This window comes from Acinetobacter sp. TYF_19 (assembly GCF_043105125.1).
Lineage (GTDB): Bacteria > Pseudomonadota > Gammaproteobacteria > Pseudomonadales > Moraxellaceae > Acinetobacter > Acinetobacter johnsonii.
The window spans coordinates 78,338-104,061 of record NZ_JBICLH010000048.1; the positions used below are offsets into that span (position 1 = coordinate 78,338).

Here is a 25,724-nt window from a genome sequence, read left to right on the forward strand (position 1 = left end):
ATGAATCTTAAATTTTTTTGTGCTGCACTGCTGTGCGCAATGGCACAGCTCGTGAGTAGCAGTATTTGGGCTGAAGAGGCGCAACTTTCTGCTCAGACCCAAAGCGTATCAGCATCAAATGATACGATTCAACGTTTTGTCAAAGCTGAGTTTGCTGAGCGCCGTGCCATGCTCAACCAATGGCCGGGGACGATTGAAGAATTTGATCGATTGGTGGCACTGATCGACAGTGATGAGCTGTATCGGGATAGTGCAGGCACGACGTATATCTTAAAAAATAATGAAAAATTATTGCGTTATCCCGATGAGCAAGTGATTGAAACTTGGCCGGGGGATTTGTCTCAGGTCACTTTGGTCAACACTTTACGTAAAGCCTTAAACTTTGGGCAGGCACAGGCCAAATTAAAATCTGAAGAATCTGCCCAACGTTTAGCAGCCATTGATATTTTAGAAAATAATCTGTCTGAACTGAATGTTGCGCAGATTAATCAGCTCTATCTGCATGAACAAAATAATAAAGTTAAACAGCGCTTGGCACAGCTTAAAGCACGCCTCGACTTTGAAAGTCCAGATGTTTTAGTCCAAATTCAGGCTGCTAAAGTCCTTACCGATTCCAATCGTCCCGAGGTGCTGGCACTGGTTGAGCAAGCTTTAACTCAATCAAATTTGAACCCAGAACTTAAAGTCGTGTTGGTAGATGCCAAAAGTCAGATTAAAACCCGCATCCAAGCCAGTGAATGGGCAGGGCATGTATTTTCTGGTTTCAGTACAGCCAGCATTTTACTGCTAGCAGCGCTCGGTTTAGCCATCACTTATGGCCTGCTGGGTGTGATTAATATGGCACATGGTGAGTTGATTATGATTGGGGCTTATACCACCTATGTGGTGCAAAGCCTGTTTAAGACCTACTTGGGTAGCTATGTCGATTGGTATTTAATTGCAGCTATTCCTGCAGCCTTTTTGGTGAGCGCCTTAATTGGCATGTTGATTGAACGGACGGTGATTCGTCCACTGTACGGCCGTCAGCTTGAAACCTTGTTGGCCACTTTTGGGGTCAGTCTGATTTTGATGCAATTGGTGCGGATGATTTTTGGCGCGCAAAATGTCGAAGTCTCGAATATTTCATGGTTATCGGGTGGGATTGCCTTAAGCCCAAGTTTGATGCTGCCGTATAACCGGATTGCCATCATTGTGTTTACGGTTGTGGTGCTACTGCTGTTGGTTTACCTACTCAATAAAACTCGCTTTGGTCTGTTTGTTCGTGCCGTAACACAAAACCGTCAAATGGCACGTGCTGTCGGTATTCGCTCTAGCCGTATCGATATGTTGGCCTTTGGGCTAGGTTCTGGGCTGGCTGGTCTAGCAGGCTGTGCCTTAGCACAAGTGGGCAATGTTGGGCCTGATTTGGGTCAGAACTATATTATCGATGCTTTCTTGGTTGTTGTGGTAGGTGGTGTCGGGCAAGTTTGGGGAGCTGTGCTGGCGGCGCTTGGTTTAGGGATCAGCGGTACAGTCCTTGAAATTGGGATGGGGGCTGTTCTTGCGAAAATTATTCTACTGGTTCTTGTGATTTTGTTTATTCAAAAACGTCCACAAGGTTTGTTTGCCATCAAAGGCCGTTTTGTGGAGTAAGCGCATGAAAATCACTTCTTTATTTTCCGATAAACCTTATAGTGCGCTCGCTATTGCGGTCTGCTTTGCGGTGATGCTGATCCTACCTTGGTTACATTTGTTACCAGTCGATTCAGCCTTTCATCTCTCTGCGTATTGGGTCACCTTGATTGGCAAAATCATGTGCTTGGCTCTGGTGGCTTTGGCACTAGACTTGGTTTGGGGGTATGCAGGCATTTTAAGCCTAGGCCATGGCTTGTACTTTGCCCTCGGCGGCTACGCCTTTGGTATGTATCTGATGCGCCAGACGGCAGGTGACAGCCTGCCTGACTTTATGCGTTTTTTAAGCTGGACTGAACTGCCGTGGTATTGGGTGGGCAGCAATCATTTCTTATGGGCTTTGGCCTTGGTGGTGTTGGTGCCCGGTGTGGTGGCCTTCATCTTTGGTTTCTTTGCCTTTCGCTCCAAAATTAAAGGCGTGTATTTTTCGATTATTACGCAGGCCATGACATTTGCTGCGGCACTATTGTTTTTCCGCAATGAAACAGGCTTTGGCGGAAACAATGGGTTTACTGGCTTTAAGACCATCTTAGGCATGGACATCACTTCTGCTCCCATGCGTGCCACCTTATGTTCCTTAACGGCTTTGGTGTTGATGTTGTGCTTTGTGGGGTTGCGTCATCTCATGAATAAACCCTACGGTCGTGTGCTGGGGGCGATTCGGGACAGTGAAAACCGCTTGCAGTATTTGGGCTACCGCACGCTGTGGTACAAGCTTTCTGCATGGGTGCTGTCCGCAGTGATTGCAGGTATTGCAGGAGCTTTGTATGTGCCTCAGGCTGGCATTATTAACCCGAGTGAAATGAACCCTGTCAATTCGATTGAAATGGCGGTATGGGTGGCTGCGGGTGGTCGAGGAACTTTGATTGGCCCAATTTTGGGTGCAGGGTTAATTAATGGCGTGAAAACCTATTTCACCGTGGCTTATCCAGAAGCATGGTTATTGATCTTGGGTGCTTTATTTATTGTGGTCACTATTTTCTTACCCAAAGGTGTGATTGGTCTGTTTGACCGTTTTAAAAAGGAGCGTAGCGAATGAGTGAGCTAATACAACCTCATGGTGGCCATGCTTCAGACGGCTATGGACGTCCCAAAGAACAAGGCGCCGACTTCAGTCATGGGATTGCACTGTACTTGGAAAAAGTTAGTGTTTGGTTTGATGCCTTTCGGGCCTTAAATGATTTATCACTATACATCCAAGAAGGGGAGCTACGCTGCATCATTGGACCCAATGGGGCAGGTAAAACCACACTGATGGATGTGATTACAGGCAAAACCCGACCGACCGAAGGCTCAGCTTTTTTTGGGCAAAACTATGATTTGGCCAAGATGAGTACCGAGCAAATTGCGGAAGCAGGCATTGGGCGTAAATTTCAAAAACCAACGGTATTTGAAAACTTTAGCGTGATGGAAAACTTGCTACTCGCTGCACCCAAAGATAAGCGGGTGAAGAAAAGCTTCTTCAGCAAACTAGATCCAGATGCGCAGTTGGCTTTGGATGAGTCATTGGCGCAAATTCGCCTAGAAGAGTGGGTACATAAACCTGCGGGGCTGTTGTCACATGGACAAAAACAATGGTTGGAAATCGGTATGTTGCTTATGCAACGTCCTAAGCTGATTTTACTTGATGAACCTGTGGCAGGCATGACTGATGCCGAAACAGAACGCACGGCTGAGCTGTGTTTAGAGTTGAAGAAAAATCACACCTTGGTGGTGGTTGAACATGATATGAGCTTTATCGACACTATCAGTGAAAAAGTGACGGTACTGGCTCAAGGAGCGATCTTAGCCGAAGGTACATTGGCTGAGGTACAGACCAATGAAGATGTGATTGAGAAATATTTAGGACGTTAAGGAGCCGACTATGTTAGAAGTCAAAGACGTCAATCAGTTTTACGGGGGCAGCCATATTTTAAGAGATGTCTCCTTTCAAGCACCTGTAGGAGAGTGCTCCGTGGTGCTGGGGCGTAATGGCGTTGGGAAAACCACCTTACTTAAATGTTTAATGGGGATTTTACCGATTAAGTCTGGACAGATTTTACTTGATGGTCAGGACATCTCAAAAATGAGCCCCGAGCAACGCGTGCGTGCGGGTTTGGCTTATGTGCCGCAAGGGCGCGATATTTTTTCGACCTTAACAGTCGAAGAAAATATCTTGATTGGTATGGCCAAGTTTAAGGGGGCGAAAACTCGAAAAGTGCCTGAGCATTTGTATGAAATTTTCCCAATTTTAGATGAAATGAAGCACCGCCGAGGCGGGGATTTATCAGGGGGGCAGCAGCAGCAGCTGGCGATTGCGCGTGCTTTAGCATCAGAGCCTCGGGTGTTAATTTTGGATGAGCCTACAGAAGGCATTCAACCTTCTATTATCAAAGACATTGGCCGAGTGATTCGTAAACTGGCGGATGGCGGCGACATGGCAGTGGTTTTGGTCGAGCAGTTTTATGATTTTGCCGAAGAGCTGGCCGATGCATATACCGTCATGGCCCGTGGGCAAGTGATTGCACAAGGGGCAGGCTGTGAAATGCCTGCAAAAGGTATTCGAGAATTGGTAGCGATTTAAGCTTTTTTATTATCCCCCCTCTTCCAAAGGGAGAGGGGGATAATGATGAAAATATTGAATATTGTATCGCGATCTTAGTCTACTTTTAGAAATAAACCGTCTGCCGAAACATTGTGCCCAAAACCACAGCTCATGTTATTGGTTTCGCTGACACGGATGGTGTGTCCCATTTTGGGATCGAAGGCGAACTTTAAATTAATTTTACAGTCGTCGACCTGATATTGCGCTTGAGTTCGATTTAGCGGCATTGTGGTTTCAAATTCGCCAATATTGGGGCCATAGATGAGACTGCGTAGTCCCATATAAAGACCATTAAATTCAATCTGATATACATTTTTAAGCGGTTTTACCTTAATCTGATTCCACTGCCCAAAGCCTGCATACTGCACATATTTACCTGCCAGTGTTGCTGATTGTTTAGGGGGTGGCAGTTGCTTTAAATTAAATTGACTGGATTTAGACTCAGCATCACGCAAAAACCATGCTCTAGCCCAAAGCGGTTTTCCCAACTTGCTATAACTTAAACCGACATTGTTATTGGCAATTTCGACATCACGCTCAGTAAGGGATAGACCGCTTTCAGGTTGATTCATTAAACAAAAAGAAGACCACGTCGCCTGATACTGAAATTGCTCTAACGCTTTTTGATATTGTTTTTGATCATAAAATTTCTTACCAGTGCTGGCAGAGCTTTTGACTTTAGCACAACCTTGGCGAAGTTCTTGTTCAAAGGTGTAGTCTGCTAAAGCGAGTGTGCTTACAGTTAAAAGTCCAATCAAGAATGGATACTTAAGCATGATTTGATTCCATTTTCGTTATGCTTTGAATAAAACATAGGGAGCTATTCGAAGTAAAGGGACAATCTTTAGGGGCTCGGAATTATTCAACATAGAGGAATGATAGAAACTGAAAAATTACTCATACAAATTGTTTGAGCAGTGTGCTTTTAGACGCGCTAAGCTAATGCAAAGCAACAACAATAAGAGCAGCCATATGGACACATTATTATTAAGTATTCCGCCCAATGCTTTGGAAACGTTGATTTTAGAATCGATTTCTGTCGACGATGTGCTGAATTCGGAGCACATCGAATCACATCTGCTTTTAGGTAAAAACTGGAAAATCTTACAGACCTTATTACAAGGCAGTTTTAAGTCTGGCACTTCATTACTGGCCTTGAGTGTGCAAGCCGAGCATCACTTGGCAGAGTGCCAAAAACAACTTACAGAGGTACGTTATAACACCGCGGTTCGTGTGGTTGAAGTTCAAGAGGCTTTAGAAAAACTGGATATCGAAGATTTTAAAAAGCATATGCAAACCAATTGTTTGAAACGCTTAGAACAGGAACATGGCATCCAGAGCGAATCGATTGAATTGCAATTTGCTGAGTTGAGTTTAGTCTTTGCTCAGCTCAGAAACTTTTATGAACATGCGGCCAAGCATACATATGCCGTGATCAGCGTCACCAGTGACAATTTAGTCCCGACCTCACTGATTTAACAGCAGTTGCATCAACACCAGATCACGCCATTGCCCAAACTTTTGTCCGACTTGGGGCATATAGCCAGTTTGTACAAAGCCAAACTTTTCATGCAAAGCAATTGAAGCCAGATTGGCGTGGTCAATCCCTGCAACCATGACATGCATGTGTTGCATTTTTGCTTGTTCAATCAAATAGCCTAAAAGCTGCCGGCCTAAGCCCTGACGGGCATAGTTGGGTGAAATATAAATCGAGTGCTCAACGGTATAACGATAGCCTGAAAAATTACGGAAGGTAGCATAGTCTGCAAATCCTGCAATCACCTTTTTCTCTTGGTCTTCCACCACGCAAAATGGAAATTGGTTTTGTTGAAAGTATAGTAATTGTTTTTGGAAATGCGCTAAATCATAGGCATGTTCATTCCAAGTGGCCATGCCATGTAAGACTTCTGCATTATAAATATTTTGGATCGCGGGCAGATCGTGTTCAGTAGCCAGACGAATGAGAAAAGACATGAAGGCAAGGTTGTATGCATTGGGGCTTTATCATGCGGCTTTTGCATAAAAAAAAGCAAGACAGAAGTCTTGCTTTTGGATATTCACAAAAGTGAATTAGAAGTGATATTTGATCAACGCACTTACGTCATTTTGGTCAACGCCTTTATAGCCGTATTTGTTATTCCAAACTGAGTGCTCGATACCCACGTATAGGCGTGTATCTGGAGAAATGTGTTTACCTACATTCCATTTGTACTGGCTAGTCCAGTTTAACTCGCTTGCATGGTCATCTTCAGCAGTTGACCAGTCAAGGAAGGCATCAACTAAAAAGTCTTCAGAACCAAGTTTGAACGGTACTGCATAGTTGATGGTCATTTGATAATCATCATCAGTCAGGTCGTTATCTGCTTTGTAGAAGTTGATGTTTGCATACTGTGTATATGGCACGTTTAAGGCAAAACCAATACCATAGAGGTAGTTATTGAAACCTTCACCGCCTTCCCATGTCGTTGCAACTAACACATCTTTAACTGGGCCAAGCTCAAGTTTAGTTCCTGTCATCGCACCTAAGCTGAAACGTGGTGCAACTTCAAAGTAAGTTTCATTGCCATCAGCATCGTTGTTGGTACGGTCAGCGAAAGCGAAGAAATCGCCATATTTGAAGCCAGCTGCATATTCTGCAGTAATGGTTGTTTGCTCAAGTTTTTCGTCTTGAGTCACAAATGGTGATTTGTAGTTTTCACCATATAAACCAGTGAAGCTAAAGTCTTGCCAAATCGGCGCAGCTTGAGAAATTGCCGCAGCAGAAGATAATGCTACGAAAGCAGCAATTTGAGTCAGTTTCATGAATATTTCCCCAAAAAATCGGATACAGGATACCGATTATTAAGCAAAAATAAAGCCAAATTTGACGAACGTCATAGAAAATAGATATCAAAATGAGCCATTTTTTATACTTTTTTTACCAAATGGTTTAATGTTACCTTTCAGGCATGACACTTAATTTGATATGGACCTCCTTGGAAAAAATGTTAGGTGATTGAATAATAAATTTAGCAATATCGACATGATACAGCTCGGGAAAATCCTAGAATGGAACAGGGTTTGCACTTATTTAGGGATGTTTGCAAAGAATGAATGATCGATGTTTGCAGTCATTCCTGCCGTAATTGAAGTTGTCATAATCATTAGATTTTTTTGTTCATTCTAGCCAATGAAGTCACGTGAATAGTTAGAAGATGGAATCAAATCCATCTGTTTTTAGCCATACAAGTAAGGGCTTGTCACAATAAGTATCCTTTTCATATTTTTTTAAAAATATCACTTGCATAATTTTCAGTTAGGCCCGATATTCAAAGGAGAAGGACACAGATCTGCAGACTCAAAAGTGTTCATCATTCAATCGATGGAGGTTACATTCCAAAGCAATTGAAGATGGTCGAATACTGTTAAAACAGTAAGTTACAAGTGTGCCAAGAGATAAAAATCTTCGTACAAAAAAAGAGTCGAATAAAGAAAGAGAGAGGATGTTATTTTATGAACATAGAAATCCGTACAGATAAAAACATTCAAAATAGTGACCGTTTAATTAGTTATATACGCGAAGAGCTGAATCAAGAATTTCAACGTCACAGTGAACGCATTACCCACTTTTCAGTGCATCTAAGTGATGCCAATAGCCATAAAGGCGGAGATGACGACATTCAATGTATGATTGAAGCACGTCCTGCAGGTTTAAAACCCGTGGTTGTAAATCATAAAGGTCATAATGTCGATACAGCGATTCATGGCGCGATCGATCGCCTTAAACGTAGTTTAGAACATACCTTTGAAAAAAATGATAAACCACGTGCTGGCCAACCTGTATATGCAGATCAGGATGATGGCCTGGTTGATGATGAGGAAGATTAAACCTCACCGAATTTAAAAAAAGCCCCTCAATCAGGGGCTTTTTTAATGCTGAGTACTCACTTTTATCCAACATTACGGATAACAAATGCCCCGTTTATTCGGCATAATAGAATAAACTGAATTGAAGAGCGTCATCTCCATGTTAACCGCGCAACAACAAGCTTTCGTGCAAGCACTTGAAGAATTAGATCTTCAACAAGTTCAACGTCTATTGACCGATGGGTTAAGTCTCAATTTTATCGATCCTGAAAAAGGACCTGTGATTTCTGTCTGGTCAGACGGCTTATTCAAATGGTGGGAAGCGATTTGCGAAGCGTATGAAGCAGGTGCACCACTGTCAGAACAAGAAAAACAACAGACTCTAGCGGTACATTTAGATATTTTAGAACAACTGATTCATGGCAAAGCAAACTTGCATTTGTGGGATACAGAAGAAATTTATGGCCCACTTTGGGATGCGGCAAGTGCTGCATGTGCGCCAGCGGTCAAACGTTTATTGGACGAAAAAGTCGATCCAAACACCAAAGATGAAGACGGTTTAACTATTTTATCTTCCATTAGCGATTTATTCTTTGATTGTGAGTTTGACGAAATTAATTGGGCCGAAGCATTGGCTGAAGAAAAGCAAACTTTAGAGTTGCTTCGTCAGCATGGTGCAAAAATGACAAAAGAATTAGCTTAAACAGCGAGATCATCATGATGCAATTAAAACATTTAGGTTTATGTGTAGCCGCTGGGTTCAGTATGAATGCGATGGCCGCAGATTTTTCTTTTGATCGTCCGGGTTCGGGCATAGGGACAGGGATTACGCCTGTGGGTCAGTTGGCTTGGGAGCAGGGCTTGGCCAATGCGCACTATGCTGAATCGACCACGGCTGATGGTGAAAAAGTCAAAACCACCAGCTTAAATGCAGATATGCTATTGCGCACAGGTTTAGCTGAAAACATCGAATTGCAATTGGGTTGGGCTGGGCCCTCTTGGCAACAAATGAAAGTGGCAGGCAATAAGTCTGAAACAGATGGTTTGGGTGATGTCAGTGTCGGTGTAAAAGCGGCGATTCCTTTGGATGATGAACGCTTGAGTATGGCGGTACTGGCTGAAGCGATTATTGCCACAGGTAATGATGGTTTCACCAATGAAGATGATATTTATAGCCTGTCATCTGTGGTGGCATACGATTATAGCGACCTCGTGTCGACATCCATCACTATGCGTTATGAAGTGCAAAATAGTGATTGGGCCATTTCTGCAATTCCGACTTTAGAATATCAATTTACCGATAAACTTAGCGGTTTTTCTGAATTGGTTTATCGTAAAGCAGAAAGTCAAGACAATGAATATGCGCTCGGTACAGGTGTCATGTATGCGGTGAATAATCGGATGCAGTTAGACGCAAGTATTGGTGTTGACTTAAATGGTTCAGATAAAAGTTATTATTCAGGACTTGGCGTTTCATACTTATTTTAATTAGAAAAAAGAACATATTATGAAAAAGCATCTTCATCTGAAACAGGGGATGAGCGGCAAAACGTGGTATCTGGCACTGTCAGTATTGATCATCAATCTGTGTATCTGGGCCAGTATCTTAAACGTTCGTGCAGAAACTCCACTCCTTTCAGCTGAAGATGCTTTTCCATTTACAGTGGAATCCACGACTGAGCATACCGCTCAACTGCACTGGAATATCCCTGAACAGTATTATCTGTATCAGCACAAATTTGAAGTACAGCAGGCGGGTCAGCCCCTTAAGCTTGAGCTGCCGCCTGCGCATGATTTGTATGATGAAAACTATGGACACACCCAAGTTTATTATCAACAAGTGCAATTTGACTTAGACACACAGGCTTCACAAACTTATAAGGTGACTTGGCAAGGCTGTGCCAAAGATCGCATTTGCTATCCACCGCAAAGCATTGAGTTTAAAACTGATGTCAATGGCTTGGTCAGTCTACAAGACCAAGCAGGTGGCTCAAAACGACTGCTAGATTTAGCCGCGCAGTCGAATCCGCAATTTGAGCCGATCAACCCCACAGTCACTGCTGAACCCGTTGTAACAGCTTCCGATGCGATTGCTGCGCAAGATCAAATTTGGTCTGAAGAGTTAGCCAAAAGCTCGTTGGCCTATGGTTTATTGCTGTTCTTTGGCCTCGGGATATTACTCGCGTTTACGCCGTGTTCTTTACCGATGTTGCCGATTTTAACCTCATTAATTATTCGCGATAGCAAAGGCCTGAAAGCATGGATGATTGCCTTGGTCTTTGTGTGCAGTATGGCCATGGTCTATGCCATTTTGGGCTTGGTGGCCTCATCAGCAGGTTTGAACTTCCAGCGTTGGTTACAACAGCCATCCACCCTGATTGCTTTTAGCATTCTTTTTGTTTTATTCGCGCTCAATCTATTTGGTTTGTTTGAACTTAAACTGCCGCAAGCCGTAGTGAATAAACTTGATCATATCCAGTCTATGCAAAAGGGTGGAAGCCTGATCAGTGCTGCGATTATGGGCATGATCTCTGCGCTGTTGGTTGGACCGTGTATGACTGCGCCTTTGGCAGGCGCTTTACTGTTTATTTCACAGACACAAAGCCAGTGGCAAGGGGCCATTTTGCTGTTCACCTTAGGCTTTGGTATGGGTACACCGCTGTTACTGGCAAGCGTACTGGGCGCTAAGGTATTGCCTCGTGCTGGGCTGTGGATGAATCAGGTTCGGGTATTCTTTGCTTTCATCATGTTGGCTTTGGCGTTGTATTTTGTACGTCCTTTGCTTTCTGAAACATGGATGCAAGCCCTGAGTCTGCTGCTAGGGTTAAGCTTTATCATCTATGTGTTGTATCGTTTGATGTGGCATAAAACTCAGTTGCGTATGCTGTATATCGTGGCTTTAGTTATTGGCGGGACGTACATTGCTTATAGCCAATATCAGCAGAGTCAGCGTTTCTTTGAAGCACCAGTGGCTTCATCTGCGCGTTGGCATGTGGCAGCGACAGCAGCGGAGTTTAAGCAGCTCTTGGCACAAGCACCAAAAGGTCAAAAGATCATTATCGATGTCTATGCGGATTGGTGTGTTGCTTGTCAGCCAATCGAACACCGTATATTAAAATCGGCAACGGTACAGCAAGCACTTGCGCCGTATTATTTGATCAAATTAGATTTGAGTCATTACGATGCAACCCATCAAGTGCTCTTAAACCAGTGGGATATTTTAGGACCACCGACCTATTTATTCTTAGATGCCTCACAACAAGAAATTCGTGGTTTACGTTTAACCGGTGCATTTACTGAGGCTGAACTGCTAGCTCAATTACAACGTTTTTAACCTGAAGGAGAGCGGGTATGCAACGTTTATATATTGCCAATAAAAATTACTCCAGTTGGTCGATGCGAGCATGGCTGGTTTTGACTGCATTTGATCTGGATTTTGAAGAAATCCTCATTCGTTTTGATGCAGAAGCCCCCACCTTTAAGCAGCAACTGTCCCACATTCATGCCAATGCTAAAGTGCCCGTATTGGATGTGGGCGAATTTAAAATTTGGGACTCTTTAGCCATCTGTGAATACTTGGCCGAGCAAAATCCAGATTTAGCCCTGTGGCCTAAACAAACCCATTTGAGAGCACAAGCACGGAGTATCAGTTGTGAGATGCACAGTAGTTTTATGGCACTACGCCAATTGTGTCCCATGCATATTCAAACGCAGTACAGCATAGCTGAGGGTCAAGCTCTGTGGGCACAGCATGCTGAATTAAGAACAGATGTCGAACGAATTGAACAAATTTGGGCACAGCGTTCGGATGAGCATACCTTTTTATTTGGTGATTTTTCTATAGCCGATGCCTTCTATGCCCCTGTAGTGATGCGTTTCAAGAGTTATGCACTACCTGTATCTGAACGCAGCCAGCAGTATATGCAACAGATTATGCAGCATTCTGCGGTTACACAATGGGTCGACGCGGCACGGGCAGAAGCAGTTTAGCTGGGTGAAGTGTGCTGTGTGTCTGCACATACGGCGCTATATTTGATCTCACCAGGATTGATTTCTAAATAGCATTTGATTTGATTACGTCCACTGGCTTTAGCGGCATAGAGTGCTTTGTCTGCTTGATCCAAAAGCTGTTGCGGTTTCAATTTATCCGTCGCTAGGGCAATGCCGAAACTGGCAGTAATGCGAATTGCACGTCCATCTTCATTTTGAATCACTAAATCTTCAATGGCTGCACGGCAACGTTCCGCGATTTGACGAGCTTTAAGGGCAGAGGACTGCTTTAAAATGAGTATAAATTCTTCACCCCCAAAACGGCCCACTACATCACTTTCACGCAAATGAAGGCCTAATTTTTGACTTACGGCAATCAGAACAGTATCTCCCATATGATGTCCAAATTGATCATTGATATTTTTAAAGTGGTCGAGGTCTAAAAGCACGATGGCATAGGGGCAAATTTTATCATGATGCAACTCATCTAAGCTTTGGTTAATACTGCGGCGGTTCAAGGCGTTGGTGAGTGGGTCGGTCTGACTTAAATGTTGAATTAGTCGCTCACGATGCCGCCATTGACTGAGTAAGATTTCAAATAAAATCAGACAAGTGACAAGAATAGGGGCAATGAAATACAGCATTGAAAATAACCAAAACCCATTATAAAACAGCTTGCCGTTAATGGTGAAAAGTGGAGAGTAGGGCATGACATCTATAAAACTGAGATAGCCTGAAAAGACCAAAAAGCTGGTTGCGGGAATCAGCATGATATAAATGATTTTGCGTTTAAACAGGACTAAGCCCACGGTCAGTAAACAAATGTAGGCAATCATAGTCATGGGGCTTAATACGCCAACGAAATAACTGTCTTGGCAAAGAGAAATGACAAAAATACCGATTGCGACATAGGGTAAAAAACGCTGCACCCAGACGCGATCATGTAGGGCATAGCAGGGATAAATCAGTCCTGACAAGGTCAGTAAAAAGATAGAGTTCAGTACAAATTGGATGCGTACAATATCGAGATTGACCACCTGCCAATATTGCGGGTTCAGTAGGATAAAGCTATCCCAACCGAGCCAAGCAACATGAATAATGCAAGCCAAAACCAACATCAGAATGCACTTTTTCAAGGTACTCCAATTCATGATGACTTCCTCTTCAAGTAGATAATGAGAAAGTTTGCTGTTGCTTAGCTGTTTAGATATTGAGAACCATGAACTCATTCAATCGTTTCATCCTTGATATATCCGCTTTATTTTTTAAATAATGTGATTGATTTCTTATACATTACTTTCAACATATCACAATCTTATAAAAAGACGGTATCAAAGGTGACGAACTGAGTATGTAGCTCAGAAGGGAAAGACCATTCTATTTTTAGAACATAGTGTTTTGAATAGGCCTATTATTCTAAGGATAATCTTATTTTAAAATGCAACTATTCAATAAAGATTATGTTGGAACATCCCATGAAAGTTTTACATATTGATTCAAGTATTATGGCGGATGCTTCTGTGTCTCGTCAGTTGAGCCAAGCCATTGTTTCGCAACTTAGCGAAAAGCATGCGCAAGTTGAGGTTGAATATTTGGATTTGGCAACGCAACCGATTCCACATTTAGACGCAGAAATTTTAATGGGTCAAAATGCAGAACAATCGGCTCTGGGCGAACGTATTATTCAACAGTACTTAGATGCGGACGTTGTGGTGATTGGTGCAGCGATGTATAACTTCGGGATTACTTCGACTTTAAAAGCATGGATTGACCGCATTAGTGTTGCAGGCCGTACTTTCAAATATACTGAAAATGGCCCGGTCGGTTTGGCTGGTGACAAGAAAGCCTATATTGCCAGTAGTCGCGGTGGTGTCTATGGTGAAAATAGTCCTGTTGACTTCCAAGAAGGCTTCTTAAAAACCGTCTTTAATTTTACCGGTGTGACCGATGTTGAAATCATTCGTGCTGAAGGCGTGAATATGGGGCCAGAGCTGAAAGACAAAGCCATTGCGGCAGCCTTAGCACAGGTGCAAGCGATTTAATAACAATAACTGTAGTCCCATGATTCCTCATTTGGTCAGCGTTCAGCTGACCTTTTTTTATGCGGGATGTGTCTAGTCTTGGTCGAGCGCTTGAGCAAACGCTGCGATATCATCCAAAGCCATTTTAGCTTCTGTAAACCATGCATTAAACATTTGAAAGTTATGCCACATGCCTGTGTATAGTTTAAATGTTACGTCTACGCCAGCCTTGGTCGCTTTATCTCTAAACCGCTGTGCATCGTCCAAGAGAATTTCTTTCGAACCGACTTGTACAAGGGTCGGTGGGAGGTCTGCTAAATCGTCAAATAAAGGTGAAACAAGTGGGTCGGCGGGGTCGATTTGCTCTGGAACATAATAGTCGATGCCTGTTTCAAGGGCTTCGATGGATAACAGTGCATCGAGCTTGCTGTTATAGCGAATAGATTCACTGGTTAAGCTTAAATCCAAAAATGGCGAAAGCAGAATCAGCCCACTGACTTGAGGACGTTGCTCATCACGAATGCGCAGCGCCAAGGCTAGAGCTAAATTTGCACCACATGAATCCCCCGATAAAATAATGTCTTTGGCTTGTATCCCTTGTTCCAATAATAACTGATAAACATCAAACAGCGCATCAATGGCCTCAGGATAGGGGTGTTCGGGTGACAAAGGATAGTCAAGGTGAATGACTTGCATTTGTGTGCTGGCTGCAAGGTCTGAGACAAACGCACGGTGGGTATTCATTGAACCTAAAAAGAAAGCTCCACCATGAATATGCAAAATGAGCTGAGTGGCTTCAGTTTCAGGTTTTAACTCTTCCGCACGCAGGCCTGCAAGACGTAGAGGACGAATCTGGATCGACTTATTGAGCGGAAATGCACGACACATTTGTTCAAGAAGAAAACGCTGACTACTGGGTGGGAGACTAAAGCGACTTGGGGTTCGAATCGTGGTTTTTAAAAACTGCTCTGTAATGATTTGTTTCCATGGATCGGCAATCTTCATAGTTATTCCATTTTGTTATTTGTTTTACCTTGAGTTTGTGTATTTACCAACATAATTTACAAGGTTACACTAATTGGTCACATTGAAAAATTGAAAAATTGTTGTGACTTTTTAATAATGATAGTCGTCTATACTAGACTAGGGAAATGACAAAAATGAAAAAAATTGCACTTGCACTAAGCGTACTAGGATTAACCGCTCTAGCTCATGCAGCAGATCCGCTGAATGGCACTGTTTGGAAAACGATTGATGACAAAACTAAACAAGCGAAAGCCTTGGTTAAATTCACTGAGCAAAAAAATGGAACTTTAACTGCGAGTATTCAAGGTATTTTGACACCAGGTGAAGAAAATGCATGTACCAAGTGTGAAGGCCCATACAAAAACAAATCGTTGAAAGGTTTAACGATTGTACATGGTCTGAAAAATGTGGGTGGTACAAGCTATGAAGGTGGATCAATTTTAGATCCGCAAACTGGTAAAACCTATAAATTAAAAGGCAACATTGCTGCTGGTGGTAAAAAACTAGAGCTTCGTGGTTATATTGGCGTGGCTGCGTTAGGCCGTAACCAAACTTGGATTCGCGCGAACTAATCCCATCCAACAAAAAAAGCCGAGCAATTGCTCGGCTTTTTTGTTTTGTTATGCTTTTAGGGCACGAATTGCATCTTCATTGAAACCCACAATAAAACCTTTCGGGGTTGCAATTACGGGACGCTTAATGAGACTGTTATGTGTGGTGAGGGCATCAATTAGTCCTTGCTCTGAAGCTAAAGCAGTGTCTTGTTCTGTTTCAGTCAACTTACGCCAAGTGGTCCCTTTTTTATTCAGGACTACATCTGCCCCAATCTGATCAAGCCATGTTTTGACAGTGGCAGCATCAATGCCTTGTTTTTTATAATCATGAAACTCATACGCTAAACCTAACTCATTCAGTAGGTCGAATGCTTTTTTCATTGAATTACAATTTTTAATGCCATACACATTTAACATGGAACACCCTTTTGAATTTTAAGCTGGGTTTAGAGTAACGGAAAAAGCACAGCAGCTCTAGTGTCGCGATTTAAGTCAACAGCGTCATCGTCTTGTCATAAAAGCGTTTTAGAATTAAATCAAAGAAAAATAGAATATAAAAAGAAGAAGCATTAAAAAGGCAGAGACTAAAAAAGAGAAAACCCGCATTTAATCATCCTGATCATGCGGGTCTCATTACAACGTCCATTGTCACATCCTTGAAAACCAACTATTTCCATAGTTCGTTTTAATTTCATCCTACGGCGTCCTGTCCTTGTGCTGTCATCCTGACATCGTCCCTTTGCCGTGGAAACATAATGCACTGATTGATTGATCAGAAAAAGACTCAAAAAACGGCAGATAATGTAGGTCAAAAACTCATATTCAGTAAACAAGTGTTCACTGAATATGAGTTAAATACTTAAATTTTTCTAGATTTTGTAGTCAATAATGACAGGTGCATGGTCGCTAAACCATGTTTCTTTATAGACCCAAGCATTGACTGTACGGGCTTTCCAGTCAGGTGAGCACGCTTGATAGTCAATGCGCCAGCCCACGTTCTTCGCTCGGGCCTGTCCTCGGTTTGACCACCACGAATAAAGCTCAGCTTCTGGACGTACTTCACGGAAAGTATCGACATAGCCAAGTTCATCATAAATATGATCGAGCCAAGCGCGTTCGTGCGGTAAGCAGCCCGAGGCTTTTTGATTGCCTGACCAGTTTTTAATGTCGATGCGTTTATGCACGATGTTGTAATCACCACAGACAATCACGGATTTATTTTCATCGCGCCATTGTTTCAAAATTTGTTTATATTCTTCTAAGAAGTGGTCTTTACGTACTTGTGCTTCTTCACCAGAAGAACCCGATGGTAAATAGAGTGAACAAATATGCACGTTTTGGTCTAAGCCTAAGTCAAACTCAGCCGAAATAAAGCGGCCTTGAGAATCGGCCAATTCAAAACCAAGCCCATCAGTGACTGAAACAAATGGTAAACGGCTATAAATAGCAGTGCCAGCATACCCTGGACGTTCAGCAGGGAACAGGTGAGTATGCCAACCTTCAGGTTTAAATTTATCGGTCCATTGTTCGTGGGTGATGCGCGATTCTTGCATGCAAATCACATCAGCATCTGATGTGGCAATCCAATCAAAAATCCCTTTTTTTTCTGCAGAACGTAGACCATTTACGTTAATTGAAACCACACGTAAAATTTTTTGATCACTTGGATAGCTACTCTTTGGTATCATGCGCAAGTCTTACCTCAATTTGAAAATACGGAGCACCGCATGACAACGCAAGCGACATTTAACCCTCAAGCTTTTATCGAACTCGCATTATCACGTGGCGTGCTTAAATTTGGTGAGTTTACTTTAAAATCGGGTCGTGTGAGTCCTTATTTTTTTAATGCCGGTCTACTCAATGATGGTGAAGCCTTGTCATTACTGGCGTCTGGCTATGCAGCCAAACTGACAGAATGCAACAATGTTGAGGTGGTCTTTGGTCCTGCGTACAAAGGGATTCCTTTTGTTGCTGCAACAGCTGTGGCTTTGTCACAAAATCATGGGGTGAGTGTGCCTTGGGGTTTCAACCGTAAAGAAGCCAAAGATCATGGTGAAGGCGGGGTCTTGGTTGGTGCATCCGTTGCAGGCAAAAAAGTCTGGATTATTGATGACGTGATTACTGCGGGCACAGCGATCCGTGAAGTGGTCACCATTTTGAAAAATGCAGGTGCGCAGATTGCAGGTGTGTTGGTTGCATTAGACCGTCAAGAAAAAGGTCAAGGTGAACTGTCTGCGATTCAAGAAGTCCAAAAAGAATTGGAAATTCCTGTGCATGCACTGGTGACCATGAAAGATTTGATGAATTATTTAGAGGCTAAAGGTGAAACAAAAGCTTTAGCAAAAATGGAAGCCTACCGCGTGAAATATGGCGTCTAAACGTTGAAACAAAAAAAGGAAGCTTTGGCTTCCTTTTTTATTCGCTCTCTCACTCGGTTGGCGTTTGGCTATGCACCCCTTCCCAGCCAATCATCGCAGTTTTACGTGTTGTCCCCCACATATAGCCGCCACGTTGCCCTGAAGACTGAATGACCCGATGACCCGATGGCATGGAATTAAAAAGGCAACGGGGTTGCTGCCAATGGCTGTTCCGACCGCTCGTGAGGCACGCTCTTGCCCAATCTCTTGAGCAATATGTGCATAACTGCTGAGCTGCCCCATGGGAATTTTAAGCAGACTTTGCCACACCTTGAGCTGAAAGTCGGTGCCTTTCAGATGCAGTTTAATCTCTGATAGGCTGTTTTGATCTTGTTGAAAAATTGCGAGCGCTTTGCGTTGTAATTCATCCTGATCTTCAATAAATGTCGCGCGTGGGAACTGTTTTTTCAGATAGGTCAATGCATCCCGATCTGCTTCGGTAAAGGCCATATGACAAATCCCTTTAGGGGTCGAGGCAATAATGACGGAGCCAAAAATGGTTTCTGCAAAACTATAGTGAATGTGGAGTGCTTCACCACCCTGTTTATATTCTGCGGGCGTCATCCCTTCGATTTGGACAAATAAATCATGCAATCGGCTGGTACTGGAAAGGCCAGTGTCAAAAGTTGCTGCAAAAATATTATTTTCTGTGTGGTTGTTCAAAACCGACTTTGCATATTCCACACTAATATATTGCAGAAATTTCTTCGGGCTAATGCCTGCCCATTCGCTAAAGATACGCTGAAAATGTGTAGGACTTAAATGAACGTGTTCTGTAATCTCAGCCAAACTGGGTTGCTGTTTGAAGTTTTGTTCAATGTATTCAATTGCCTTTGCCACACGTGCGTAATTGCTATGTTCTGTCATGATTACTCGCGGAAATCATTTAACTTAAGAAAACACTAACAAATCTAGCGAGGCCTGAAAATCCGTTTCTTGCGCTTTATCAGAAAAGGTTAGAAGCATGCATTGATTGGCTTAGTCGTCCCTTGCTAAGCATAAAAAAACGGAACAGTGACCTGTTCCGCTTGAGATGGCGTTTTAACTAAATGGGTTTAGAACTGGTAGTTCAAACGCATGAGGAAGCTACGTGGTGTACCTGGCATAGAGTCCGAACGCCAGTATTCTTTGTTGGTCAAGTTGCTGACAGCTAAAGTCACGTTCCATGGGTCAGCACTATAACCAATGGCCGCATCGACGCGTGAGAAAGCTTTCATATCCAAGGGCTGGTTGCTTAAATTGCTATTAGGGTAGGCTTTGTAATCACCCACATAAGTCACACCAACTTCACCATAGAGTTTTTCTGTAGGTAAGTAACGAACAAATAAGTTACCCGTATGTTCAGGCGCATTATTTAGCACTTTATTCACATTATCTGGATTTTGCTTGTCTTTTTTAACTTCGGCTTGTAGATAACCATATCCACCACGGATAAATACATTATCCAATACGCGACCAATAAAACTAAACTCTAGACCTTTAGATTGATGTTCACCCGCAGTTGCCCATTCTTCAGGTTTAGTATCATCAGGTACATAACGAATATTATTTTTGCGAATGTCAAAAACTGAAAGTTGGGTATTTAAACGGTCGTCAAACCAGTCACTTTTGACCCCAATTTCGTATTGCTCATTATATTGAGGTTCTGAATCAAAGGTATTCAGATTGGTATTTGCGGATACAACACTGACACCTACACGCCCACCAAACGGTGCAAAGCTTTTATTGTATGAAGCATAGAAGCTGTGTTGATCTGTGAGTTGCCAAATGAAACCAATGTTGGGGCTAAAGCTTTCATCATTGATACTACGATGGTAATTGATGTCGGAAGAAGCTAATAATTTATTGGTGGTTGATGTATCGTAATAATCATAACGTGCACCAAGCATTACTTTGAAATATTCATTAAAACTAATTAAGTCTTGAATGAAAAAGCCGTAGCTTGTGCCTTCATTATAATTATGCTGAGTAATGGTTTTAGCACCGTTATCACGATTATTCTGTATTAATTGACCTGTAATTGGGTCATAAAAACCATCAATTCGACTGCCATTGGCGTTTTTATTAGAAAGTTTCGGTTCTCTTTGTTCATAGGTCCAATCGGTACCCACTAAAAGATTATGCTGAATGGCGCCCGTATTAAACTCACCAGTAATATCCCACGTGTTGGTGGTAGTACGATTAGATGTTTGTTGCCAGTAATAGTTTTGCGAAATTTTTCCGACATTGTTATAGCAGCGACGTTGATCTACAGGAGTAAAACCGGCACCCGCTTTACTACTTTCACCATTGCTGGTGGTTTCATTCGAAGCACAGTAGGTACCACCATAAAAATGATCAAAGTCTTGATCTGCTTGGCGGTAACTGGTTGCCCAATGGAATTTCCAATTCGGCGCAAATTCGTAATTTAAATCTGAACGAATGACTTGTAGTACATCATCAACGTAATCGCCTTTTTGTGCAAAGCCCGTTTTAATGGATGTTCCAGCAGGTAAAACACTATAAGAAGGTCCACGGTCTGGCACTCGACCTAATTTGTCATAGGTATATTGCGTGGTCCACGTAAGGGTTTCATCATCATTTTTATAAGTGAAACTTGGCGAGATCATTTCAATTTTACTGTCGATGCCTGAACGAAAACTATCCGCTTCACCGTATTCACCCGTCAAGCGCACAGCCCAATTGTCATTCAACACTTGGTTAATATCTGCTGTTGCACCATAAGTATCATATGAACCGATGTAGGTACCGACTGAGCTTTTCGAGTCAAAGTTGGCGTATTTACTCACCATATTGACCACACCACCGCCTGCACTACGCCCGTATAACACCGAGGCAGGCCCTTTTAAAATTTCGATCCGTTCAATGTTGGCTGTACTACGACGCACTTGGCCACTTTCACGGATACCATCACGGTAAATATCACCTGTATCGGCAGAGAAGCCACGGAGGGTAATGCCATCACCGCGCATATCATACTGGTGGATACCCCTGGTGTGCCTTGTAGCATCACACTGAGGTCATTAGACCCATAGATTTTATATTTCTGTACATCGATGGTATCGATGGTTTGAGGAATGTCTTTTTTCTTTAAACCATTACGGGTGACATTGGCCTGATCATAATCAACATAGCTTTTGATTGGATCAAGTTCACTCATCGCCTCAATTTTTAAAGTAGGCAGAACTGCTGCTGTATTCGATTTGTTTGTCGTCGCTTGAGAGGAGGGCTTCTCATTATTTTGTAGTGTCGTTTCATGCGCATAGGCTGCATGCGCATTTAAAATCATAAAGCTGAGAAGGCTATATTTGAATAGGTTAGAACCACAAAGCGACTGTGGTGAAAATTTCATCATGATTTAAGGCTCGGAGAGAGTAATTGCCAATGAAAATGAGAAGTATAATCATTTACTAAAAATGAACAAGACTTACGGTAATATTCATTTTTTCTACATAGTTTTACTGAGTTTAAAAGTACAGCTGTACAGGCTATTTAATTTTTCTAAAAAATTGATAAATAAGCATTAAAATTTGAAGGAAATGCAAAAGAATTATTTTTGTGAATTTTCCATGCATTTTTTACAGTTTAAAAGAACGCCTATTTTTTCTTGGCGTCCTTGCTCAGTTTGTACCCAAGGACGGTTTTGCCACGGTGGAGTATGGCGGACATGTTGTGTGTGGCCACAGGCAAGCTCCGCCACCCAATGATGTTCTTCATCTAGATGAAACCCGACAATCGCTTGTTGCACTTAAGTATCTCGACTGTCTTGTTGGGTCTGTTCTAAGCCGTTTAAAAAACGCTGACACAGTTGATGGATGGCTACCAAATCATCGGGATCTAGACCTAAAGAACACGCCAGCTCAAATGGAATGGCCATAATTTTATCTTTGGCTAAGAGTGCTTTTTCCAGCAGAACGACTTTTTTCATACGTTCATCTTCTTTGACAGCAACACGCTTTAAAAACTGTTTTTCTTCTAGTTTTTTAATAATCGGGGTCAACGTGCCTGAGTCAAAAAAGGTTTTTTGTCCAATCTCGGTCAGCGTCACATTGTCCTGCTCGTATAAAGCCAACAAAACAATAAATTGCGGATAGGTCAGATCGTAAACCTGTAAGCGTGGACGGTATTGACGAACCATGGCATTGGTTGCGGAATACATGGCAAAACACACGCGGTTTTCTAAAAGTGGGGTGTCCGCCATGTTGCATGTCCTTGGGTGTTAATGTCTGTAAAGCAGTATAAATGAAATAGGGATGAAAGTATATTGCGCATAATAATCTTGTGTGCAAGTTAATTGTGTGCGATATTTATTTGAGACTGAGGTCGGTTCAGAGCTTGAAGCGACTTTAAGTAATGACATTTTGATGAATGGAAGAGATGTAATGACCACAATTTATGATTTTCAGGCCGAACTGTTGGAAGGCGAGCAAAAGAATCTGGCCGATTATCAGGGCAAGGTTTTATTGGTGGTGAATACCGCCAGTCAATGTGGTTTAACCCCACAATTTGAAGGTTTAGAGCAGTTATATCAGGACTATCAACAGCAAGGTCTGTTGATTTTAGGTTTTCCCTGCAACCAATTTGCGCAGCAAGACCCTGCGAGTAATGAAGAGATCGGCAGCTTTTGCCAGCGTAACTATGGAGTCTCTTTCCCAATGTTTGCCAAGGTCGACGTGAATGGGCCTACAGCGCATCCGCTGTATCAGTATTTAACCACTGAAGCTAAAGGCATTTTAGGTAGCCAGAGTATCAAGTGGAATTTCACCAAATTTCTCATTAACCAAAAAGGGCAGGTGGTGAAACGTTATGCGCCAATTGTTAAACCTGAAAAAATTGCTAAGGATATTCAACGCCTTTTGGCTTAATGGAGAAGGTGTGGAAAGGAGCTGTTGTGTGGTAATGGATGCATACTTTCCTTTGTTGAGTTGAGCAGTTAGCATCTGATTTGTTACTGTAATTTGTTGTAGTTATTTGAATAAAATAGATTTTTTAATCTTTAATTATTACACAACTTGTTGCACCCAAACCTGAAAACTTCGTTATACTTTTTGCCAAGTTTAAAAAATATGAGCGTGAGAATTATGCGTGTACTGGTAGTGATGGACCCGATTGAAACGGTGAATCTGAAAAAAGATTCCACCATGGCCATGTTATGGGCCGCAAGCCGTCGCGGACATGAGCTGGGTTATGCATTACAACACGATTTATATATCGATCAAGGCAAAGCCTTTGGTCTGATTTCTCCCTTAAAAGTGTTTGAAGACTACGATCATTATTTTGAGTTGGATGAACAGCAAAAAGAGTCCTTGGCCGATTACGATGTGATCTTGATGCGTAAAGATCCACCGTTCGACATGAACTTTGTCTATACCACTTATATTTTGGAACAAGCGGAACGTGAAGGCGCGTGGATTATCAATAAACCACAGTCCTTACGTGACTGTAATGAAAAACTGTTTGCCACGCAGTTCCCCGAACTCCAAGTCCCTACATTAGTGACTTCACAACAAAGCCTCATTCGTGAGTTTATCAAAGAACATGGTGATGTGATTGTGAAGCCCCTTGATGGGATGGGTGGTATGGGAATTTTCCGTTTATATCAAGATGGTGTGAACATTGGCTCAACTTTGGAAATGTTGACGGAAATGGGCACACGTCCGATTATGGCACAGCGTTATATTCCTGAAATTGTGGAGGGGGATAAACGTATTTTGTTGGTCAATGGTGAACCGATTCCGTACTGCTTGGCGCGTATTCCACAAAACGGCGAAGTCCGTGGGAATTTGGCCGCAGGTGGTTTGGGTCAAGCACGTCCTTTGACTGAAAACGATAAGGCGATTGCTGCAAAAGTGGGACCCTTCTTACGTGAAAAAGGTTTGGTTTTTGTCGGACTTGATGTGATTGGCAATTATGTGACCGAGATTAATGTCACCAGTCCAACCTGTATTCGTGAGATTGATGCGCAATTTGGTACCTCGATTGCCGATGATTTATTTGATGTCTTGGAAGCAGGCAAAGCCAGCTAAAACGACAGAAAAGGAACCTGAAATGGTTCCTTTTTTCTTTCATGGTGGTGGTCGGTTTTGAAATAGAAAGGTACTTTGCCACGAAGTGTATCAATTTGGTTGAAAATAAAGCGGATTATGTTGCCAGACACTACAAATTTTCATCCTGTTCAAATGTATGCGCTCAGATTGTATTTCTAGGCGCTAAAATGACGCGAATTGGGCTTTAGAATGATGTTAAGTGATTGATTCAAATCAGCTTCATAGTTTTATTTTTAAATATAGCCAATTGCGCTGTCGAGCCTGATTGTGTGCTGTAGTTTGAGTAAAAATGCACATCTGATAACAAATCTAGTTTAAACTTGAAAATCAGTAGAAAAAAACAATCAAATGCCTGTTGAAAAAAAGTAAATAATCTTTCGCGGCTATGCGTTTGTGATTACAATTGATCGCTTAAAATTGAATTTTGTTTCCATATTTTTAGAATTGAAGAATTAGACTGTGACCGAAGCAACACAAACAAAGCCGAAACATGTAATGATGATGGCTGCCGGAACGGGCGGGCATGTTTTTCCAGCACTTGCTGTGGCTAAGGAATTACAGCAACAAGGCTGCCAAGTCTCGTGGCTTGCTACGCCTACAGGTATGGAAAATCGCCTGCTTAAAAATCATGATATCCCAATTTATCAAATTGATATTCAAGGTGTGCGCGGCAATGGCTTAGTCCGCAAAGTATTGGCACCCTTTAAAATTTTAAAAGCCACTTTAAGTGCAATGCGTTACATGAAGAAGCTCAAAGTCGATGCCGTCGCGGGCTTTGGGGGTTATGTCGCTGGGCCAGGTGGATTGGCTGCGCGCGCACTGGGTATTCCTGTGATTATTCATGAGCAGAATGCGATTGCTGGATTTACCAATACGCAGTTATCACGTATTGCCAAAACGGTGTGTCAGGCTTTTCCAAACACCTTTGTGGCACAAGATAAAATTGTGACCACGGGTAATCCCGTCCGCAAAGAGATTACGGAAATTTTAAATCCGTCTTGGCGTTATCAAGAACGTGAAAAAGCAGGTCTGCCACTGCGAGTTTTAATTGTGGGTGGCTCGTTGGGTGCACAAGCGTTAAATGAGCGTGTTCCTGAAGCATTGAAGCAATTGAATGTGCCGTTAAGCGTTTATCATCAGTGTGGTCAAAACCATGCAGATACGACCCAAGCGCGTTATGCCGATGCCCCTGAGCAGCTTCAGGTTGAAGTCCACCCTTTTATTGAAGATATGGCCAAAGCTTATAGCGATGCCGATTTAATTATTTGTCGTGCTGGGGCGTTAACCGTGACCGAAATCGCGACTGCTGGCGTGGCTGCGGTGTTTGTTCCGCTGCCGAGTGCAGTGGATGATCACCAAACGGCCAATGCAAAGTTTTTAGCCAATATCGGTGCAGCCAAAATTTGCCCACAAGCAAGCATGACGCCCGAGAGTTTAAAAGAATTATTATTACCCTTGATGAACCGTCAGTTATTGTCTGAAATGGCAGTGAAATCACGTCAGCAAGCACAACCCGATGCAACCCAACATGTGGTTCGTTTAATTCAAGCATTGTAAACCGAGTATTT

General features: G+C 42.5%; 25 protein-coding genes and 3 pseudogenes. 16 read left to right on the forward strand and 12 right to left on the reverse strand.

What is annotated here, in order from left to right:
* Genes urtB through urtE form a run of 4 tightly spaced genes read left to right on the forward strand, consistent with a single transcriptional unit; the run spans window position 1 to window position 4,234 of the window.
* The gene (gene urtB, locus ACF8FD_RS06290; protein ID WP_234304332.1) at window positions 1-1,632 is read left to right on the forward strand and encodes an urea ABC transporter permease subunit UrtB; all 1,632 of its coding nucleotides are present in this window, start codon (window positions 1-3) and stop codon (window positions 1,630-1,632) included.
* A gap of 4 nt (window positions 1,633-1,636) precedes the next feature.
* Complete coding sequence (gene urtC, locus ACF8FD_RS06295; RefSeq protein WP_005401483.1) at window positions 1,637-2,710, forward strand: urea ABC transporter permease subunit UrtC; 1,074 nt, start codon at window positions 1,637-1,639, stop codon at window positions 2,708-2,710.
* The gene (gene urtD, locus ACF8FD_RS06300; protein WP_234304333.1) at window positions 2,707-3,525 is read left to right on the forward strand and encodes an urea ABC transporter ATP-binding protein UrtD; all 819 of its coding nucleotides are present in this window, start codon (window positions 2,707-2,709) and stop codon (window positions 3,523-3,525) included. Before urtC ends, urtD begins: the two co-directional genes overlap by 4 nt.
* A gap of 10 nt (window positions 3,526-3,535) precedes the next feature.
* Window positions 3,536-4,234: an urea ABC transporter ATP-binding subunit UrtE gene (gene urtE / locus ACF8FD_RS06305; protein ID WP_004691766.1), complete on the forward strand. Its 699-nt coding sequence runs from the start codon at window positions 3,536-3,538 to the stop codon at window positions 4,232-4,234.
* A gap of 74 nt (window positions 4,235-4,308) precedes the next feature.
* Here the strand turns inward: urtE and ACF8FD_RS06310 are convergent, their stop codons facing one another.
* The gene (locus ACF8FD_RS06310; RefSeq protein ID WP_234304334.1) at window positions 4,309-5,031 is read right to left on the reverse strand and encodes a hypothetical protein; all 723 of its coding nucleotides are present in this window, start codon (window positions 5,029-5,031) and stop codon (window positions 4,309-4,311) included.
* Window positions 5,032-5,227: 196 nt separating this feature from the next.
* On the opposite strand from ACF8FD_RS06310, the gene ACF8FD_RS06315 reads away from it, so the two are divergent.
* Entirely contained in the window at window positions 5,228-5,734 is a 507-nt protein-coding gene (locus ACF8FD_RS06315) for a DUF1877 family protein (RefSeq protein WP_234304335.1), read from the forward strand.
* Here the strand turns inward: ACF8FD_RS06315 and ACF8FD_RS06320 are convergent.
* From ACF8FD_RS06320 to ACF8FD_RS06330, 3 genes and pseudogenes are all read right to left on the reverse strand, one after another.
* Window positions 5,723-6,229 (reverse strand): GNAT family N-acetyltransferase, encoded by a 507-nt coding sequence (locus ACF8FD_RS06320; RefSeq protein WP_234304336.1) that lies wholly within the window; start codon window positions 6,227-6,229, stop codon window positions 5,723-5,725. The genes ACF8FD_RS06315 and ACF8FD_RS06320 overlap by 12 nt on opposite strands.
* Window positions 6,230-6,325: 96 nt before the next feature.
* Complete coding sequence (locus ACF8FD_RS06325) at window positions 6,326-7,057, reverse strand: outer membrane protein OmpK (RefSeq protein ID WP_178904722.1); 732 nt, start codon at window positions 7,055-7,057, stop codon at window positions 6,326-6,328.
* Window positions 7,058-7,210: 153 nt separating this feature from the next.
* A pseudogene (locus ACF8FD_RS06330) lies at window positions 7,211-7,417 on the reverse strand (purine permease); the annotation flags it as partial.
* A 330-nt stretch (window positions 7,418-7,747) separates the two neighbouring features.
* Here ACF8FD_RS06330 and ACF8FD_RS06335 point away from each other — a divergent pair.
* The 5 genes from ACF8FD_RS06335 (at window position 7,748) to ACF8FD_RS06355 (ending at window position 12,091) form a co-directional block, all read left to right on the forward strand.
* Complete coding sequence (locus ACF8FD_RS06335) at window positions 7,748-8,122, forward strand: HPF/RaiA family ribosome-associated protein (RefSeq protein ID WP_004691760.1); 375 nt, start codon at window positions 7,748-7,750, stop codon at window positions 8,120-8,122.
* 139 nt (window positions 8,123-8,261) lie between these two features.
* Window positions 8,262-8,804, forward strand: coding sequence for a hypothetical protein (locus tag ACF8FD_RS06340; RefSeq protein WP_004978318.1), 543 nt, complete (start codon window positions 8,262-8,264; stop codon window positions 8,802-8,804).
* A gap of 14 nt (window positions 8,805-8,818) precedes the next feature.
* Window positions 8,819-9,589 (forward strand): transporter, encoded by a 771-nt coding sequence (locus ACF8FD_RS06345; RefSeq protein WP_234304337.1) that lies wholly within the window; start codon window positions 8,819-8,821, stop codon window positions 9,587-9,589.
* 19 nt (window positions 9,590-9,608) lie between these two features.
* Window positions 9,609-11,435 carry a protein-disulfide reductase DsbD gene (gene dsbD / locus ACF8FD_RS06350; protein ID WP_234304338.1) on the forward strand — a complete coding sequence of 609 codons (1,827 nt, stop codon included), beginning with the start codon at window positions 9,609-9,611 and terminating at the stop codon, window positions 11,433-11,435.
* A gap of 17 nt (window positions 11,436-11,452) precedes the next feature.
* The gene (locus ACF8FD_RS06355; protein WP_234304339.1) at window positions 11,453-12,091 is read left to right on the forward strand and encodes a glutathione S-transferase family protein; all 639 of its coding nucleotides are present in this window, start codon (window positions 11,453-11,455) and stop codon (window positions 12,089-12,091) included.
* Here ACF8FD_RS06355 and ACF8FD_RS06360 read toward each other — a convergent pair.
* Entirely contained in the window at window positions 12,088-13,320 is a 1,233-nt protein-coding gene (locus ACF8FD_RS06360) for a GGDEF domain-containing protein (RefSeq protein WP_234304340.1), read from the reverse strand. The two genes, ACF8FD_RS06355 and ACF8FD_RS06360, sit on opposite strands and share 4 nt — an antisense overlap.
* A 246-nt stretch (window positions 13,321-13,566) precedes the next feature.
* On the opposite strand from ACF8FD_RS06360, the gene ACF8FD_RS06365 reads away from it, so the two are divergent.
* A complete protein-coding gene (locus tag ACF8FD_RS06365; RefSeq protein WP_039890677.1) occupies window positions 13,567-14,133 on the forward strand; it encodes an FMN-dependent NADH-azoreductase in 567 nt (188 codons plus the stop codon).
* Window positions 14,134-14,205: 72 nt separating this feature from the next.
* Here ACF8FD_RS06365 and ACF8FD_RS06370 read toward each other — a convergent pair whose 3' ends face one another.
* Window positions 14,206-15,117: an alpha/beta hydrolase gene (locus tag ACF8FD_RS06370; RefSeq protein WP_104221641.1), complete on the reverse strand. Its 912-nt coding sequence runs from the start codon at window positions 15,115-15,117 to the stop codon at window positions 14,206-14,208.
* A 155-nt stretch (window positions 15,118-15,272) separates the two neighbouring features.
* Between ACF8FD_RS06370 and ACF8FD_RS06375 the strand changes: the two genes are divergently transcribed.
* Window positions 15,273-15,710: a DUF2147 domain-containing protein gene (locus tag ACF8FD_RS06375; protein ID WP_234304341.1), complete on the forward strand. Its 438-nt coding sequence runs from the start codon at window positions 15,273-15,275 to the stop codon at window positions 15,708-15,710.
* 48 nt (window positions 15,711-15,758) lie between these two features.
* Here ACF8FD_RS06375 and ACF8FD_RS06380 read toward each other — a convergent pair whose 3' ends face one another.
* Together ACF8FD_RS06380 and ACF8FD_RS06385 are read right to left on the reverse strand one after the other, a co-directional pair.
* Window positions 15,759-16,109: a Spx/MgsR family RNA polymerase-binding regulatory protein gene (locus tag ACF8FD_RS06380; protein WP_078388305.1), complete on the reverse strand. Its 351-nt coding sequence runs from the start codon at window positions 16,107-16,109 to the stop codon at window positions 15,759-15,761.
* Window positions 16,110-16,561: 452 nt separating this feature from the next.
* The gene (locus ACF8FD_RS06385) at window positions 16,562-17,380 is read right to left on the reverse strand and encodes an exodeoxyribonuclease III (protein WP_062031929.1); all 819 of its coding nucleotides are present in this window, start codon (window positions 17,378-17,380) and stop codon (window positions 16,562-16,564) included.
* Window positions 17,381-17,419: 39 nt separating this feature from the next.
* On the opposite strand from ACF8FD_RS06385, the gene pyrE reads away from it, so the two are divergent.
* Window positions 17,420-18,070, forward strand: coding sequence for an orotate phosphoribosyltransferase (gene pyrE, locus ACF8FD_RS06390; RefSeq protein WP_234304342.1), 651 nt, complete (start codon window positions 17,420-17,422; stop codon window positions 18,068-18,070).
* A 49-nt stretch (window positions 18,071-18,119) separates the two neighbouring features.
* Here pyrE and ACF8FD_RS06395 read toward each other — a convergent pair.
* The 4 genes and pseudogenes from ACF8FD_RS06395 to ACF8FD_RS06410 all read right to left on the reverse strand — a co-directional run bounded on the left by ACF8FD_RS06395 (window position 18,120) and on the right by ACF8FD_RS06410 (window position 22,310).
* A pseudogene (locus ACF8FD_RS06395) lies at window positions 18,120-18,976 on the reverse strand (methylated-DNA--[protein]-cysteine S-methyltransferase).
* Between the two features lie 188 nt (window positions 18,977-19,164).
* Window positions 19,165-21,464: pseudogene (locus tag ACF8FD_RS06400) on the reverse strand (TonB-dependent receptor).
* A gap of 195 nt (window positions 21,465-21,659) precedes the next feature.
* Window positions 21,660-21,857 carry a DUF3565 domain-containing protein gene (locus tag ACF8FD_RS06405; RefSeq protein WP_004978292.1) on the reverse strand — a complete coding sequence of 66 codons (198 nt, stop codon included), beginning with the start codon at window positions 21,855-21,857 and terminating at the stop codon, window positions 21,660-21,662.
* The gene (locus ACF8FD_RS06410; protein WP_234304343.1) at window positions 21,858-22,310 is read right to left on the reverse strand and encodes a MarR family winged helix-turn-helix transcriptional regulator; all 453 of its coding nucleotides are present in this window, start codon (window positions 22,308-22,310) and stop codon (window positions 21,858-21,860) included.
* Window positions 22,311-22,491: 181 nt separating this feature from the next.
* Here ACF8FD_RS06410 and ACF8FD_RS06415 point away from each other — a divergent pair, with 181 nt between their 5' ends.
* The 3 genes from ACF8FD_RS06415 (at window position 22,492) to murG (ending at window position 25,713) form a co-directional block, all read left to right on the forward strand.
* On the forward strand, window positions 22,492-22,974 hold the full coding sequence (locus ACF8FD_RS06415) for a glutathione peroxidase (RefSeq protein WP_004978287.1): 483 nt from the start codon (window positions 22,492-22,494) through the stop codon (window positions 22,972-22,974).
* A gap of 216 nt (window positions 22,975-23,190) precedes the next feature.
* Window positions 23,191-24,135, forward strand: coding sequence for a glutathione synthase (gshB, locus tag ACF8FD_RS06420; RefSeq protein ID WP_234304344.1), 945 nt, complete (start codon window positions 23,191-23,193; stop codon window positions 24,133-24,135).
* Between the two features lie 480 nt (window positions 24,136-24,615).
* Entirely contained in the window at window positions 24,616-25,713 is a 1,098-nt protein-coding gene (gene murG, locus ACF8FD_RS06425; RefSeq protein WP_234304345.1) for an undecaprenyldiphospho-muramoylpentapeptide beta-N-acetylglucosaminyltransferase, read from the forward strand.
* The last annotated feature ends 11 nt before the right edge of the window (window positions 25,714-25,724 follow it).

Coding starts and splice junctions, on each gene's coding strand:
- urtC (WP_005401483.1), top strand. CDS start 1,637: ATGAAAATCACTTCTTTATTTTCCGATAAACCTTATAGTGCGCTCGCT.
- ACF8FD_RS06375 (WP_234304341.1), top strand. CDS start 15,273: ATGAAAAAAATTGCACTTGCACTAAGCGTACTAGGATTAACCGCTCTA.
- ACF8FD_RS06385 (WP_062031929.1), bottom strand. CDS start 17,380: ATGATACCAAAGAGTAGCTATCCAAGTGATCAAAAAATTTTACGTGTG.
- urtB (WP_234304332.1), top strand. CDS start 1: ATGAATCTTAAATTTTTTTGTGCTGCACTGCTGTGCGCAATGGCACAG.
- ACF8FD_RS06360 (WP_234304340.1), bottom strand. CDS start 13,320: ATGAGTTCATGGTTCTCAATATCTAAACAGCTAAGCAACAGCAAACTT.
- pyrE (WP_234304342.1), top strand. CDS start 17,420: ATGACAACGCAAGCGACATTTAACCCTCAAGCTTTTATCGAACTCGCA.
- ACF8FD_RS06370 (WP_104221641.1), bottom strand. CDS start 15,117: ATGAAGATTGCCGATCCATGGAAACAAATCATTACAGAGCAGTTTTTA.
- ACF8FD_RS06410 (WP_234304343.1), bottom strand. CDS start 22,310: ATGGCGGACACCCCACTTTTAGAAAACCGCGTGTGTTTTGCCATGTAT.
- urtE (WP_004691766.1), top strand. CDS start 3,536: ATGTTAGAAGTCAAAGACGTCAATCAGTTTTACGGGGGCAGCCATATT.
- dsbD (WP_234304338.1), top strand. CDS start 9,609: ATGAAAAAGCATCTTCATCTGAAACAGGGGATGAGCGGCAAAACGTGG.
- ACF8FD_RS06325 (WP_178904722.1), bottom strand. CDS start 7,057: ATGAAACTGACTCAAATTGCTGCTTTCGTAGCATTATCTTCTGCTGCG.
- ACF8FD_RS06415 (WP_004978287.1), top strand. CDS start 22,492: ATGACCACAATTTATGATTTTCAGGCCGAACTGTTGGAAGGCGAGCAA.
- ACF8FD_RS06315 (WP_234304335.1), top strand. CDS start 5,228: ATGGACACATTATTATTAAGTATTCCGCCCAATGCTTTGGAAACGTTG.
- urtD (WP_234304333.1), top strand. CDS start 2,707: ATGAGTGAGCTAATACAACCTCATGGTGGCCATGCTTCAGACGGCTAT.
- ACF8FD_RS06355 (WP_234304339.1), top strand. CDS start 11,453: ATGCAACGTTTATATATTGCCAATAAAAATTACTCCAGTTGGTCGATG.
- ACF8FD_RS06380 (WP_078388305.1), bottom strand. CDS start 16,109: ATGTTAAATGTGTATGGCATTAAAAATTGTAATTCAATGAAAAAAGCA.
- ACF8FD_RS06340 (WP_004978318.1), top strand. CDS start 8,262: ATGTTAACCGCGCAACAACAAGCTTTCGTGCAAGCACTTGAAGAATTA.
- gshB (WP_234304344.1), top strand. CDS start 23,191: ATGCGTGTACTGGTAGTGATGGACCCGATTGAAACGGTGAATCTGAAA.
- ACF8FD_RS06335 (WP_004691760.1), top strand. CDS start 7,748: ATGAACATAGAAATCCGTACAGATAAAAACATTCAAAATAGTGACCGT.
- ACF8FD_RS06310 (WP_234304334.1), bottom strand. CDS start 5,031: ATGCTTAAGTATCCATTCTTGATTGGACTTTTAACTGTAAGCACACTC.
- ACF8FD_RS06345 (WP_234304337.1), top strand. CDS start 8,819: ATGATGCAATTAAAACATTTAGGTTTATGTGTAGCCGCTGGGTTCAGT.
- ACF8FD_RS06320 (WP_234304336.1), bottom strand. CDS start 6,229: ATGTCTTTTCTCATTCGTCTGGCTACTGAACACGATCTGCCCGCGATC.
- ACF8FD_RS06365 (WP_039890677.1), top strand. CDS start 13,567: ATGAAAGTTTTACATATTGATTCAAGTATTATGGCGGATGCTTCTGTG.